Annotated in this window: 10 protein-coding genes, 1 tRNA gene and 1 pseudogene; 5 read left to right on the top strand and 7 right to left on the bottom strand. The window is 67.7% G+C overall.

The window, feature by feature from the left end; all coding sequences use genetic code 11:
- Positions 1-153: 153 nt before the first annotated feature.
- The 3 genes from GJ632_RS04105 to GJ632_RS04115 form a co-directional block, all read right to left on the bottom strand.
- Positions 154-585, bottom strand: coding sequence for a hypothetical protein (locus GJ632_RS04105; RefSeq protein ID WP_231751328.1), 432 nt, complete (start codon positions 583-585; stop codon positions 154-156).
- Positions 586-684: 99 nt separating this feature from the next.
- On the bottom strand, positions 685-1,965 hold the full coding sequence (locus GJ632_RS04110) for an MFS transporter (protein ID WP_343161014.1): 1,281 nt from the start codon (positions 1,963-1,965) through the stop codon (positions 685-687).
- A gap of 77 nt (positions 1,966-2,042) precedes the next feature.
- Positions 2,043-3,002, bottom strand: a complete 960-nt coding sequence (locus GJ632_RS04115) for a DMT family transporter (protein ID WP_191452177.1) — start codon at positions 3,000-3,002, stop codon at positions 2,043-2,045.
- 196 nt (positions 3,003-3,198) lie between these two features.
- Between GJ632_RS04115 and GJ632_RS04120 the strand changes: the two genes are divergently transcribed.
- Positions 3,199-3,684 (top strand): Lrp/AsnC family transcriptional regulator, encoded by a 486-nt coding sequence (locus tag GJ632_RS04120; RefSeq protein WP_191452166.1) that lies wholly within the window; start codon positions 3,199-3,201, stop codon positions 3,682-3,684.
- A gap of 124 nt (positions 3,685-3,808) precedes the next feature.
- Positions 3,809-4,165 carry a hypothetical protein gene (locus tag GJ632_RS04125; RefSeq protein WP_191452167.1) on the top strand — a complete coding sequence of 119 codons (357 nt, stop codon included), beginning with the start codon at positions 3,809-3,811 and terminating at the stop codon, positions 4,163-4,165.
- A gap of 350 nt (positions 4,166-4,515) precedes the next feature.
- Here the strand turns inward: GJ632_RS04125 and GJ632_RS04130 are convergent.
- Positions 4,516-4,589, bottom strand: a tRNA-Lys gene (locus GJ632_RS04130).
- 213 nt (positions 4,590-4,802) lie between these two features.
- Here GJ632_RS04130 and GJ632_RS04135 point away from each other — a divergent pair.
- Positions 4,803-6,256: pseudogene (locus tag GJ632_RS04135) on the top strand (DHH family phosphoesterase).
- A 49-nt stretch (positions 6,257-6,305) separates the two neighbouring features.
- Here GJ632_RS04135 and GJ632_RS04140 read toward each other — a convergent pair.
- The 3 genes from GJ632_RS04140 to GJ632_RS04150 all read right to left on the bottom strand — a co-directional run bounded on the left by GJ632_RS04140 (position 6,306) and on the right by GJ632_RS04150 (position 9,342).
- Positions 6,306-6,602: a PRC-barrel domain-containing protein gene (locus tag GJ632_RS04140; protein WP_089810803.1), complete on the bottom strand. Its 297-nt coding sequence runs from the start codon at positions 6,600-6,602 to the stop codon at positions 6,306-6,308.
- 184 nt (positions 6,603-6,786) lie between these two features.
- Entirely contained in the window at positions 6,787-8,622 is a 1,836-nt protein-coding gene (locus GJ632_RS04145; RefSeq protein ID WP_191452168.1) for an Nramp family divalent metal transporter, read from the bottom strand.
- A gap of 93 nt (positions 8,623-8,715) precedes the next feature.
- Positions 8,716-9,342 carry an HTH domain-containing protein gene (locus GJ632_RS04150; protein ID WP_191452169.1) on the bottom strand — a complete coding sequence of 209 codons (627 nt, stop codon included), beginning with the start codon at positions 9,340-9,342 and terminating at the stop codon, positions 8,716-8,718.
- Between the two features lie 351 nt (positions 9,343-9,693).
- Here GJ632_RS04150 and GJ632_RS04155 point away from each other — a divergent pair, with 351 nt between their 5' ends.
- A complete protein-coding gene (locus GJ632_RS04155) occupies positions 9,694-11,454 on the top strand; it encodes an L-lactate permease (RefSeq protein ID WP_191452170.1) in 1,761 nt (586 codons plus the stop codon).
- 146 nt (positions 11,455-11,600) lie between these two features.
- Positions 11,601-14,735: an FAD-binding and (Fe-S)-binding domain-containing protein gene (locus tag GJ632_RS04160; protein ID WP_191452171.1), complete on the top strand. Its 3,135-nt coding sequence runs from the start codon at positions 11,601-11,603 to the stop codon at positions 14,733-14,735.
- Positions 14,736-14,863: the final 128 nt, after the last annotated feature.

Genomic DNA, 14,863 nt, shown 5'->3' on the forward strand with positions numbered 1-14,863 from the left:
GGGGCGGCGGGGAGCGACGACGGCAGAACGGTCAGAGGCCGAAGTCGCTCGTGTCCTCGTAGTGCGCGCCGTGGGAGGACTCGCGTTCGTATATCGGTTCGCGCCGGACGACGGCGGTGCCGCCGGACGGGAGTCCCGCCGCCCACACGTCCTCTAGGAACCAGACCGGTTCGAGGTCCTCGGGAGTGAGGCCGGCCGCGCGTCGAGGTGGTCGAACGCGGCGCTCCGGGTGGTGAACAGGCGTTCGGCGCGGCGCCGCCGGAAGTCGGGCGCGACGTAGCACTGCCACGTCGTCCCGGTGACGACGACGGGGTCGTCGACCCTGTCGTCGGGGTCCAGGTCGCCCCAGCGGTGTCGTAACCAGACGCGCGCGCCGGACTCCGTCTCGCGACACAGTTCCACCTCGCCGAGGACGATGAGGTCCTGGATGGCGCGGGGGATGTTGAGGTCTGGAAACAGGCCGCCGTAGGCGTGTTCGAACTCTTCGGCAACTTGGGAGAGCGACACCACTCCCTCGGGGAGCGAACGGAGCGTCTTCCGGACTCGCTCGTAGGCTTCCTCGGGTGGTGCGTCCTCGCGGAACATCGACCGAAACGAGGAGACGCGCGTGATAAATATCGACCGGTCGGTTATCCCCGGTGATACTCAGAGACGGGACGCCGGTCCGGTCGCCGCGGCGCGGACTCACCACTCGGTGAGTGCGCTCGGACCGAAGTCGTAGGTGAGGATGGCGAGGAAGGAGAACACGCCCGTGATGGCCGACGCGCCGCCGACGTAGAACACCCACGACATCCCCACCTCGGTCATCAGCCACCCGCCGAGGAGGGGCGCGACGACGCTCCCCGGCCGCCAGAGGAGTTCGCGGATGCCGAACGAGGAGGCGACGCCGCCGTCGTCGGTGCCCTCGTCCGCGAACAGCGCCATGCTCGCCGGTTCGCGGAAACTGTCGGCGACGCCGAGCAGTCCCGAGAGGCCGACGAGCGGGAGGAACGCGGCCGAGAGCGGGCCGAGGACGGGGTACGTCTCGGGGAGGCCGAGTGCGGCCCCGATGGCGGGCGAGAACGGCACCGCGAGGGCGACGAGCCCGTACGCGCCGCCGCCGACGAAGACGAACAGCGCGCGGCCGTACTCGTCGGAGAGTCCGCCCGTCTTCGGTTGGAACAGCATGTTGGTGAACTTCTCGGCGACGACGGTGAGCGAGACGGCCAGACTCGTGTAGGCCAGACCGCCGCCGGCAGCGGAGAGGCCCGCGTAGATGGGCACCCACGTGCGGACCAGCGTCACGGCGACGGCGTACTGGGTGCGGAAACTGGCGATGGTGAGGATGCGGCGGTTCAGCGCGAGGTCCGAGAACGGGAAGCCGGCGATGCGCGTGTGGTCCGGTTCGAGGAGGACCCACAGCGTGACGGTGGCGACGGCCATGAGGACGACGATGACGGCGAAGACGGGCGTGAAGCCGGCGGCGTCGTACAGCGCGCCCGCCGAGAGACTGCCGAGGATGGAGGCGGCGAACCGGGCCGCGTTCGCCTTGCCGATGTTGTTCGCTCGCGTCCCCACGTCGGACAGTTCGCCGACCAGCGCCAGCGACATCAGGCCCGCCCCGGTGACGGCGACGCCCTGGAGGGCGCGCGCGCCGACGAAGGCGAGGCTGGAGTCGACCAGCGGAAACAGCGCGTACGAGAGCGTGCCGAGGGCGAGGACGGCGACGAGAATCTTCCCCTTGTCGAACCGGTCGCCGGCCCACGCGAGGGGGACGACGGCGACTGTCTGCGCGAGCGTGAAGCCCGTAGTGTACATCCCGATGACGAACCCGGCACCGAGCGTGAAGAGCCCGAACACCGAGACGCCCGTGGGGTCGAGCGTCTCGATGTAGTCGGGGAGGAGCGTCACGAGCGTGATGAAGCCGAAGCCGCCGGCGAAGCGCGTGAGGTAGAGCGCGTAGAACTGGAGCCTGTCCCGGTTCACGGCGGTACTGCGGAGGAGTGACGAAAAGCGGTTTCGGTTCGAAGGGCGCTGCGCGCGAACGGAGTGCCGCGAGCGTCTCAGTCGGCGTCGTAGCCGTGGCCCGTCGCCGGCGCGGACGTCTCGCCGAGGACGCGGGCGCGAATCGTGTCGCGCTTGACGAGGGCGAACCCGGCGAAGATGGCGAGGAAGCCGACGAGCGTCGTCGTGCTCACGAGGTGGCCGAGGAGCGCCCACCCGGCGACGACGGCGACGACGGGTTCGAGGTAGCCGACGAGGTTTATCTCCGTCGCGCCGACGCGTTCGTGCAGGGCGAAGTAGATGAGGAAGCCGACGACGCCGGAGACGAGCGTCAGGTAGGTGAGCGAGACGACGGCCGTCGTCGTCCACTCGATGGCGGCGGGGGATTCGCCGCGGGCGAGCGACCCCGCGAAGAGGACGGCAGCGCCGACGAGCATCGCCCACGCCTGCATCGACTCGGCGGGAAGCGTCGTCCGGAGCGGTTCCGTGAGGACGGCCCCGACGGCGAAACTCGCCGCGCTGAGGAGGACGAGGACGATGCCGAGGAGGTTCGTCGAGAGGAGGTTCGCGGGGTTCGGGTCGGCGACGACGACGACGCCGACGACGCCCAGGAGGAAGCCGCCGGCGGCGACGTTGTCGAGCGACTGGCCGAGAATCGAGGCGGCTGCGACGGCGGTCAGCACCGGGGCGAGACTGACGACGACGGCGGCGACGGCGCCGGAGACGTGCATCTCGCCGAGGTACAACAGCGCGTGGTAGGCGGCGATGATGAACACGCCGACGACGACGACGCTCAGCCACTCGGGTCTGTCTCTGGGGTACCAGCGGTCGGTGGTGACGACGGCGTACCCGAGGATGAGGGCGCCGGCGATGGCGTAGCGGATGCCCGCGAACAGGACGGGCGGGAAGTGTTCGAGTCCGGCCTCGATGGCGACGAACGACGTTCCCCAGAACGCGGCGAGCGCGAGGAACAGGAGGGCGTTCCAGTTGGACGTATCGGAGCGAATTCGGAGCGACATGGTCGTAGTCGTCATCAGAGATGGCCCTTCTTAAACTTGACTACAATAGTTTCTCGTAACTTCGATTTAGATTCAAGATAGATTCCGTTTTGTGCACGATAGACCAGTATGGACGCGAATCGGTTGAAGATACGCTGTAACATGTCGCGAGCGGAACTTACAACCGCCGCGACGTGGATGCACAGACACCGCGGCCATGGACGAACGAGACATCCGCCTTCTGAAGGCCATATCCGACCTCGAGACGGGCAGCCCCGAACGACTGCACGAGGAGACGGGAATCCCCGTCTCGACCATCCACTATCGGTTGAACAACCTCCGCGAGGCGGGCGTCATCAAGAACGACCTGTACGACATCGACCTGGAGAAGGTCGGACTCGGCGTCACCGTCATCGTGGAGTTGCTCACCGACTACAGCGGACCCCACCAGGACTTCGAGGAGAAGATTCTCGACGTGGAGGGCGTCACGCAGGCGTACTTCACGATGGGCGAGACGGACTTCGTCGTCGTCGCCCACCTCTCGGGGCGGGAGATGGTCGAACGACTCATCACGGACTTCGAGACGATAGACGAGGTGGAGCGGACGAACTCGACGTTCGTCGTCTCCTCGCTTCGGGACAGCGCACGCGTCCTCCAGAACTACGAGTTGGAGACGCTCCTGGACGAACTCCTCGCCGAGTGAGCGCGCCGGCACCCTTTCTCGGGACGAGATAGTTCTTCACTAGTTCGAAATGGTTGCAGAAACCGATAATAAATTCTTTTTCTGCAAACGAGAGTTTAAGATGGAGTAGTGGGTGATAACACTCATGCGTCCCCCCGCCACCAACCCAACCCAGACCGAGACGACCGTAGTCCGCATCGAGTGGCCGATGAACGACCACGGGGCGATGACGGTCCGCGTCGAGGGGTCGAACGAGGTACGCCAACTGGTCGAGTTCGCGGACGGGAACGTCGAAGAGACGATGGCGAAACTCCCGGCCGGTGCGAGCCTCCCCGTGCGGATGGAGTCGCTCAGCACGCGGGGGAACGCCTGGCGCGTCACCGGACTCGTCGGGCGGACCCCGCAGTCGACAACCGACACCTCAGGGCGCGACGACCCGACGCACCGCGGCCACCGTTCCGACAAAGAGTACGGCGAGGCCAAGGAACGCGCCGAGGTGTGAGGGAACCGTCAAGGGGCCGGCCGTCAGCGTCGTCGCGCCGGCGACGAGTCGCTCTCCCACGCCGAGTCGGACGCCGAAGACGGCGGCCGTCCCGAGGACGAGGAGCGAGAGCACGATTCCGGTTCGGTCCGTGGGCATCGGTCGAGATATTCTCTCGAGACTGATAAACACGCGCAGCGGAGTGTAACTGAACGGCCGCGCGGCGTTCGCGACCGATGAGGAACGCTCCTCGTAGGTAGAATGGAGTATTCTCCGAACTGATAGCCTCACGCGCACGGTTTCACCGGAAACCCGGTGTGGTGGCGAGCGGCACAGCTCGCACGGTACGTGTCGTTTCGGTCCGCAGGAAGCGGGCCGGGAGGGAGTTGAACCCCCGACCGTCTGATTAAGAGTCAGACGCTCTCCCTGACTGAGCTACCGGCCCGTACGATTTCTCGTTTCCGCGGGGTAAGTAAAGACCTTTCGTTTAAGCGCGTTGGTGACAGACCGGCACACGGGAGTCGACTCCGCGGGACGCCGTCCCGGTGAAGGAGAGCCGGGTCCGCGCGTCCGCGGCGGTGGGGCCGCGACGAGTCGGTTCGGCGGACTCTCGGAAACGAGTGCTGTTAAGTGTCGTCCGACCAGACGTGAGGACGATATGAGCGCTGGGGTCACGATATCCTCGATGTCCACCTACGCGATTCTCGGTTGCGGGAGCGTGGGCCACGCGGTGGCCGAGGAACTCACAGAGGAGGGGAAAGACGTCCTCATCCTCGACAAAGACGAGAGCCGGGTCGAAGCCCTCCGCGACCAGGACCTGAACGCGCAGACGACGGACATCTCGGACCCCGAAGTCGCCGAGGCCGTCGCCGATCGGGACGTGGTCCTCATCCTCGCCTCGGACGTCGAGGCGAACAAGGCGGCCGTCTCGGCCATCCGCGACCGCAACACCGACCAGTTCGTGGTCGTGCGCGCCTCCGACCCCGTCTCCGAGGACGAACTCGCCGAACTCGGCGCGGACGTGGTCATCAACCCCTCGGAGGTCATCGCCGACTCCGCGCTTCGCTCGCTGGAGTCCGGCGAGTTGGAGTACAGGCGCGCCAACTGGCCGACCTCCTGGAGTCGACGGAGGGGAAGCTGGCCATCCTGACGCACGACAACCCGGACCCCGACTCCATCGCGAGTGCGGCCGCCCTGCAGGCCATCGCCGCCGAGTACGACGTGGAGTCCGACATCCTCTACGACGGCGAGATGGGTCACCAGGAGAACCGCGCGTTCGTGAACCTCCTCGGTATCGACCTCACGCCCCTGTCCGAAGCGCCCGACCTCTCGGAGTACGGCGCGGTGGCCCTCGTAGACCACATGAAGTCGGGGGAACCCGACATCGGCACCGAGGTGGACATCTTCATCGACCACTTCGAACCGGACGAGGGTATCGATCCGATGTTCATCGACGTGCGGCCGAACGTCTCCTCGACGTCGACCATCCTCACGAAGTACATCCAGGAGTTCAACATCAGTCCCAGCGAAGCCGTCGCGACGGCGTTGCTGTACGGCATCCGCGCGGAGACGCTGGACTTCAAGCGCGAGACGACGCCGGCGGACCTGACCGCCGCGGCGTACCTCTACCCGTTCGCCGACCACGACACCCTCGAACAGGTGGAGTCGCCGTCGATGTCGCCGGAGACGCTGGACGTCCTCGCCGAGGCCATCCAGAACCGCGACGTGCAGGGGAGCCACCTCGTCTCGAACGCCGGATTCATCCGCGACAGGGACGCCCTCGGACAGGCGGCCCAGCACCTCCTCAACCTCGAAGGCGTGACGACGACGGCCGTGTTCGGCATCGTCGACAACAACATCTACCTCTCGGCTCGGTCGAAGGACATCCGCATGAACATCGGCAACGTCCTGCAGGACGCGTTCGAGGGCATCGGCGAGGCGGGCGGCCACTCGACGCAGGGCGACGTGGAGATTCCGCTCGGCATCTTCACCGGCATCGAGACGTCCGACGACAACCGCGACACCCTCCTGCAACTCACCGAGGAAGCCGTGCGCCGAAAACTGTTCGAGGCGATGGGCGTCGAGAGCACGGAGAGCGGAAACGGCGGCTGAAATCGGGAAGCGAACGCAGAATCGGCGAGACGATGCGCGTCGGCGAACCTCAGGCGACGAGCGACGACTCTTCTTCTTCGTCGGGTTGCTTCAGACGTTCGATCACGTCGTTGATGAGGATGACGTCGCCGACGGCGCGGACCCAGCGGTAGGGGATGAGGACGCCTTTCCCCGGTTCGATTCGGTTGCGAAACAGTTCGTCGTTGAGTCGTCCGAGCGCGAGTCCGGTGACCGACTGCCGGTCGAGGTCGAGGCGAATGTCGTCGACCTCCCCCACGAACACACCGTTGTTCGAGTAGACCTCGCGCCCGACGAGCGTCGTCAACTCTTCGGGAGTCCCGTCCATGTGCAGTCTCTTGAAGGCATCCGCCTTAATTGTTCGTAGCCGCGGGCCCGCAGACCGTCCAGCGGCCGAGAAAACGGCTGACGAGCGTCAGACAACACGTTCCTCAGGAAGACGTTCTCCGCAGGAGTGAGGTCGGTCCGGCGGCACCGTACGGCGGTCGAGGCGGCGACCCGTCCCCCCGGGCTCAGGGGAACCAGCCCGCCGCCAACTCGGCGTCGTCGACGGTGCCGGCCGCGCGGCGTTTCGCGCCCGCCGACCGGGCGACGGCGTACGACTGGACGACGAAATAGACGGCCCAGAGGACGTAGCCGCCGGCACCGCTGCCGACGACGAGGGGCACCGTCTGGAACGACCCCAGCCCGAACTCGACCAGCGTCTCGCCGACGAGCAGGACGCTGAAGTAGCCGTAGAACCCCGACGCCCACCACATCGCCCCCACCCGCCCCCATCCGGGCTGGAGGTGTTCGGGGAGGCGCGTCGTGTTCATCACGAGGACCAGCGCCGTGTAGGGCCACATCATCACGCCCGACATCGCCGCGCCGACGACGAGGAAGAAGAACGGTTCGCGCCCCTCGAACGGCGACGTGAACAGGAGGATGATGGCGATGCCCCAGAGGCAGAAGCCGGTCAGGACGCGCCAGAACAGCGTCTCCAGGTCCCAGCCGGCCTCTCGCCCGTACACCTCGTAGATGGCGTCGACGCTGTTCCGGACGAACGACTCGACGATGGCGTACTCGGTGGTGAAGAGGGCGACGAACAGGACGAGGAAGACGAGTATCCGCCCGGCGGGGCCGAGGAGGGGGACCACGTCGCCCAGCCACATCTGGAGGGCGTCGGCGGTGGTGCCGGGGGCGTAGCGGATTGCGACGCTCATCAGCGCCGGCGCGACCAGGAACAGGCCGAAGACGAAGGTGAGCAGGTGTTCGAGTTGGACGACGCGCCACCACCCGCGCCAGCGCTTGAGGTTCGTCGTCGTCGGCCGGAAGGTGAAGCCGTCGCGTTCGATGGGTTCGGGGTCGTCGCCGCGGAACGGGTTCTTCACGCGCCCCTGGTAGTTCCCCATGCCGTACCCCTTCTCGCGCGCCCAGAGGCTCTGCGAGAGGTTGAGGTAGCCGCCCGCGCCGGCGAACGCCAGTCCGCCGAGGAAGACGGCTATCTCCATCTCCGGCGGGAGGCTCCCGACGGTCGACGCCGCCGCCGGCAGGTCCGCGAGTTCGACCCACGACCCCGAGACGGCGACGAGGAGGACGGCGGCGACGATGGAGACGAACAGCAGGCCTATCTGGAACACCTCGACGGCGTTGTACATCACCGACGACACCTGATACGAGAGCCAGATGACGACCATCAGTCCGACGGCGATGAGTTTCCACGCCGCGATGGACGCGCCGAGGAGCGTGACGGACCCGGTCAGTCCGAGCGCCGCCGTCCCGACGCGCGCCGCACTCGCGGCCCACCCCGGCCACCCGAGGCTGACGAGTCCGCCGGCGAGGAACAGCCACGGCCAGTGGTCTGCGATGCGCGCGAAGGCGCGAAAGACGCTCTCGCCGGTGGCGAGCGTCCACCGCTGGAGTTCGGTGTTGATGACGAACTGGGTGAGGACGCCGACGACGAACGCCCAGAACAGCGTCCAGCCGTACTGAGAGGTCAGGACGGGCCAAAACAGCGTCTCACCGCTCCCGAGAGACGCGCCGAGCATGATGGCCGAGGGGCCGACGATGTGGCCGACGCGGGGGACGCGCGGCAGGTCCGTCAGGCGGAACGCGCCGCCGTCGCCCCTGTCGGGGTAGTCGTCCGTCTCGCCCGCCCGCTTCAACTCCTCGTAGCGCAACGGGAGGAACCACGTCCCCCGGTACTGCCTGCCCTCCACCTCCGAGGCGTACACCTCGTCGCCGCGGGCCGGGTGGTCCGACGGTCGCTCCCGCCCCTCGCCCCCGCCGTCGTCGCCTGCACCGGGCGCTGACGACCCGTCCGCCGGTGAAGGCGGGCGGTTCTCGTCGTCGGAGGAATCGGAGGACATCGCTGTGACGGGAGTGAGTCTCGCCGGGTCTGTGATAAATTCGGTGGGTCGCTGATAGCAGGTAGCACGCGGGCCGAGGGAGTCGGGCGTCGGTCAGCCCCCGAGGAAGTGCCAGATGTGCCCCCGTTCCTCCGGCGGGTCGACTCCGGGCAGTTGCTTCAGCGCGGGTTGGATGGCGTTCCACCACCCCTCCGCCGACTCGAACCCCGCGGGGTAGTCGTGGTAGACGTCGCGCAGGAAGTCGGCCTTCTTCGCCTCCGGGTGGTCGGCGAGGTACTCGTACGCCGCGGACAACGCCTCGCGGCGGGCGTCGAGCATCGGTCCACTCCCCGGCAGGTCTGCGTCCGCGATGGCGTTCGAGACGGCGGGGCGACGGTCGGGGACCGAATCGGGGTCCTCCGACACCGCTACGGCGTCCTCCTCGGCCGTCTCGGACGCCGTCGTCGACGACTCCGACGCCCCTCCCGTCATCGGCACCCACCAGACGCGGGAGCGCGCCCCGACCTTCCGGGTGGCGAGGTCACCGCGCGCTTCGAGTTCGTTCAGTTTGTTGTGCGCCGTCCGACGCGAACAGTCCAGCGCCTCCATCACGTCCGAGGCGGTGAGCGGTCGCGCGCGGTCCTCGCGCGCTTCGAAGACGGCGAGCACGCGGTCCAGCGGAATGCGGTCCACGTACTGACCGTGCTCGTTCCGGGGGCGCGCGCGAGCCTCCTCGTCCATGGTTCGACCTCTACACACGACAGAATAAGCCTTTGCACACGTGAGCATCGCCACGACACACGTGTGGACAGCCACGATACACGAATGTAGAGGACGGCGCGCCGGTCCGCGGCCGCCGGAGGCGAGACCGCCCGAGAGCCGCCGAATCCGCCTTTTTGACGCTCCGTACGGTCTTTAACCCACCGTGAAACCACCTACACACGAGTGAACTGGCCGCGTCACCGGTTGGGCAGTTTTCGTAATTAACGATAGATATATATCACAATAACTGGGTTCGATATGCCACGATGCACCGCATCAGGCACGAATCTGGAATCGAATCGCTCGGCGAGACGCGAGAGGGGGTAACTCATGGCTAGCACGATGGAGATCCTCGTCTCGTTGCTCCCGCTTCTGACGATAGCCGTCCTCATGGTCGGCTTCTACTGGCCTGCGACGCGGGCCATGCCGGTGGCGTGGCTGGTCGCCATCGCCGCGGGCGTCGTCGGGTGGGGGATGAACGGGACCTGGATCGCCGCCGCGACGATAAACGGCTTCATCACCGCGGCGAACATCCTCTACATCGTCTTCGGGGCGATACTCCTCCTGTACACGCTCAAGCAGACGGGCGCGTTCGACGCCATCAACGCCGGCTTCGCCTCGGTGAGCGAGGACCGCCGGGTGCAGGTGGTCTTGCTCGTCTTCCTGATGGGGTCGTTCATCGAGGGCGCCGCCGGCTTCGGGACGCCCGCGGCCATCGTCGGTCCGCTGCTCGTCGGCCTGGGCTTCCCGCCCCTCGCAGCGGTGGTCATCGCCCTGACGGGCAACCTGATGGCCATCACGTTCGGCGCCGTCGGGACGCCGCTCATCATCGGGATGATAGACATCTTCGAGAGCGTCGACACCATCACCGCCGACGTCGTCGCCAACGGTCCCTACGCCAGCATCGCCGCGTGGGTGGCGGACATCGCGGTGTGGGCCGCGGGGTACCACGTCATCGTCGGCATCGGCCTGCCGTTCATCGGCGTGGCGATGATGACGCGGTTCTTCGGCGAGGAGCGGTCCATCAAGCCCGCTCTCGAAGTCCTGCCGCTCACGCTGTTCGCGTGGGCCGCGTTCTCGGTGCCGTACTTCCTGACCGCCTGGTTCCTCGGACCCGAGTTCCCCGGCCTCCTCGGGGCGATGGTCGGACTGGTCGTGGTGGTCGGCGCGCTACAGGCGGGCTTCTTCCACCCCGACGAGGAGTGGGACTTCGGCCCGGAGGCGGCGTGGCCGGACCACTGGGTCGGCGACATCGAACCCGGCGAGACCACGTCCGACGACGGGGCCATCGCCGCCGACGGCGGGGCGGTGCAGTCGAGCGTCCCCACCGCGTCGATGCCGCTGTGGAAGGCGTGGACGCCGTACGTGCTCGTCGCGGCGTTGCTCGTCGTGACGCGCGCCTTCGACCCCGTGAACGCGTTCGTCACGATGGACGTGTTCACCATCACCTGGTCGGGGCTCCCCTTCACCGGGGACAGCATCCTCGGAACGGGACTCACGAACGACTTCGCCCTGCTGTACCTGCCGGGCGCGGTGTTCGTCGCCGTCCACCTGCTGACGATTCCGCTCCACGGCATGGACGGCGGCGAGGTCAAGGCGGCGTGGACGGAGACGATAGAGAAAGTCGCGCCGGCCGTCATCGCGTTGCTGTTCGCCGTCGCGACGGTGCAGATAATGCTCCAGTCGGGGGCCGCGACGGGCACCGACAGCATGCTCATCGTCCTCTCGGAGGGGATGGCGAACGTCGCGGGCGGCGTCTATCCGTTCTTCGCGGCCTACGTCGGCGCGTTCGGCGCGTTCCTCGCGGGGTCGAACACGGTGTCTGACATCCTGTTCGGCACGTTCCAGTACGGCGTCGCCGAACAGATCGGCACGCCGCGAACGATAATGCTCGGGGCGCAGGCCGTCGGCGGCGCCATCGGCAACCTCATCGCCGTCCACAACGTCGTGGCCGCCCTCGCGGTCGTCGGCCTCGTCGGCGAGGAGGGGCGGGTCATCCGCCTCGAACTCATCCCGCTGGTCTACTACGGGACGGCGACGGGCCTCCTGGCACTCCTGTTCAGTTACGTGCTGTTCCCGGGGACGTTCTGAGCCGGCGACCCGCCGGACGCCGTCGCGTCCGCCGACGGCCCGTCGAACGACGACCGCCGCACCGCACGCCGACCGAACCAGACGAACTACCCGCTACGGGTGTCTTTATTTGACTCACACCACTCGACTTAGAGGACAACTCACACATGGCATCGAACTCTCGTGAACACACCGCCGACCCCGCCGTCGACGGCGACGCGAACTACGACTACGCCAGCGACGACGTGGCGCGTCCGGCACTGGTCTCGGACCTCGAATCGCTCGTCGACGGCGACGTGCGGTTCGACACGTACTCGCGTCAACTGTACGCGACGGACGCCTCGGCGTACGAACAGACGCCGCTCGGCGTCGTCATGCCGGAGTCGACGGACGACGTCGTCGCGGTGATGGAGTACTGCGCGGAGCGAGAGATTCCGGTCCTCCCCCGCGGCGGCGGGACGAGTCTCGCCGGGCAGGCGGTCAACGAGGCCGTCGTACTCGACCTGATGAAGCACATGGACGGCCTCCGCGACGTGGACCCGGAGGCCGAGACGGCGACGGCGCAGGCGGGCGTCCGACTGGGCGACCTGAACGCCGAACTCGAACCGCACGGGCTGAAGTTCGCGCCCGACCCGGCGTGGGGCGACAAGTCGGCGCTCGGCGGCGCCATCGGCAACAACTCCACCGGCGCGCACTCGCTGAAGTACGGCAAGACCGACTACTACCTCGAGTCGGTCGAAGTCGTCCTCGCCGACGGGTCGGTGGCGACGTTCGGCGAGATGGCGGTTGAGACGCTCCGTGAGACGGGCGACCCCGAGGGGTCGCTGGAGGAGCGAATCTACGCCGAAGTCGCGCGCGTCCTCGACGAGGAGGCCGACGAGATAGCCGAGCGCTACCCCGACCTGAAGCGCAACGTCTCGGGCTACAACCTCGACATGCTGGTGGACGAGATGCGCGGCGAACGCCGCCTGCCCGACGACTCGGGCGTCGACCCCGACAGCGAACCGGGGACGGTGAACCTCGCGCGACTCCTCGCCGGGTCGGAGGGGACGCTCGGCATCGTCACCGAGGCGACGGTGTCGCTGGAACCCGTCCCGAACACGGCCGCCGTCGCCCTCCTCACGTACGACGACGTGCTGGACGCGATGGAGGACGTGGAGCCCATCCTCGAACACGGCCCGGCCGCGGTCGAGGTGATGGACGACGTGTTGCTCGACTTGGCCCGGCAGACGCCGGAGTTCGAGGAGGTGGTCGGGATGCTCCCCGACGGGACGGACTCGGTCCTCCTCGTGGAGTTCTACGCCGACGACGACGACCACGGCCGCCAGCAGGTGGCCGACCTCATCGCCGACCGCGTCCCGGGCGGCGACAGCGAGGCCGACCCCACGGACGGGGCGTCGGCGACGACGGAGAAACCGCACACCGCCGTCGCCGCGATGGAGGCGTACGACGCCGACACGCGCGCGAAGTTCTGGAAGATGCGCAAGTCCGGGCTACCCATCCTCCTCTCGCGGACGACCGACGACAAGCACATCGCCTACATCGAGGACACGGCCATCCCGGCGGCGAACCTCCCGGAGTTCGTCGCGGACTTCCAGGACATCCTGGAGGACGAGGGCACGTTCGCCTCCTACTACGCTCACGCCGGTCCGGGCGTCCTGCACATCCGCCCGCTGGTGAACACGAAGACGGTGGAGGGGCTGGAGACGTACGAGGCCATCGCCGACCGAGCGACGGACCTCGTGGTGAAGTACGGCGGTAGCGTCTCGGGCGAACACGGCGACGGCCGCGCCCGAACCCAGTGGAACCGAAAGCTGTACGGCGACGACCTGTGGGCGACGTTCCGCGACCTGAAGACGGCGTTCGACCCCGACTGGCTCCTGAACCCGGGGAACGTCTGCGGCTATCAGGACGACGAGGAACGCCCCGAGGACGCCGGCGGGGCGACGGCGCACGACATGACCGAGCACCTGCGGTTCTCGCCCGACTACGACTTCGACGCCGGGTTCGACCCCGCGCTGAACTGGGAGAACGAGAACGGCTTCCAGGGGATGGTCGAACTCTGTCACGGCTGTGCGGGCTGTCGCGGCCCGCAGGAGACGACGGGCGGCGTGATGTGCCCGACGTTCCGCGCCGAGGAGGAGGAGATGCTCTCGACGCGCGGGCGGTCGAACATGCTCCGGCAGGCGATGAGCGGCGACCTGGAGCCCGAAGCGCAGTTCGAAGACGAGTTCGTCGAGGAGGTGATGGACCTCTGCATCGGCTGTAAGGGCTGTCTGAAGGACTGTCCCAGCGGGGTCGACATGGCGAAGATGAAGGCGGAGGTGACCCACGAGTACCACCAGCGGAACGGGTCGAGCCTCCGCGACAGGCTGTTCGCCAACATCGACTCGCTGTCGAAACTCGGGAGCGCGTTCGCCCCGCTCTCGAACCTCGCCTCGAAGGTGCCCGGCGCGCGCCTCGCCATGGAGAAGACGCTGGGCATCGCCGCCGACCGGGAGTTGCCCGAGTTCCACCGCGAGTCGTTCGTCGACTGGTTCGAGTCGCGCGGCCGGGCGGGCATCCCGGAGGCGCAGGCGGAGTCGAAGGTGCTGCTGTTCCCCGACACGTACACGAACTACAACCACCCCGAGGCGGGGAAGGCCGCCGTCCGCGCCCTCGAAGCCGCGGGCGTCCACGTCCGCATCCCCGACGGCGTCACCGGGTCGGGCCGACCGCCGCACTCGAAGGGGTTCGTCGACCGCGCCCGCGAACAGGCGGCCCAGAACGTCGAAGCACTCGCCCCTCTCGCCGCCGAGGACTGGGACGTGGTCGTCGTCGAACCGTCCGACGCGGTGATGTTCCAGCACGACTACCTGGACCTCCTGTCCGGCGAGGACGTGGAGACGGTGGCGGCGAACACGTACGGCGTGATGGAGTACTTCGACACGTTCCGACTGCTCGAACGCGACGTGGTGGAGACCGGCGGACCGTCGCTGTCGCTGACGTACCACGGCCACTGCCACCAGAAGTCCACGAAGAAGGACCACCACGCCGTCGGCGTCCTGCGCCGGGCGGGCTACCGCGTCGAGCCACTCGACTCCACGTGCTGCGGGATGGCGGGGTCGTTCGGCTACGAGGCCGAACACTACTCGATGTCGAAGGCCATCGCCCAGAACCTCTACGACCAGGTGGACGCCGCCGGCGGCGACACGGTGGTCGCCCCCGGCGCGTCCTGCCGGTCGCAACTCGCCGAGAGAGAGGGCGAGACGGAGGGCGAACCGCCGCACCCCGTCGAGATGCTCGCCGACGCCATCGCCTGAGCGAACGGTCGAGACCGACCGCGACCGCTCTCGTCGCTCCGGTTCGCCCTCACGCCTCGGCGCGGGCGGACACCGACTCGACCACGTCGCCGAGGACGTCGAGGGCCGCCGCGACGTGGTCGGGGTCG

This window comes from Halogeometricum sp. CBA1124 (genome assembly GCF_009741955.1).
GTDB lineage: Archaea > Halobacteriota > Halobacteria > Halobacteriales > Haloferacaceae > Halogeometricum > Halogeometricum rufum.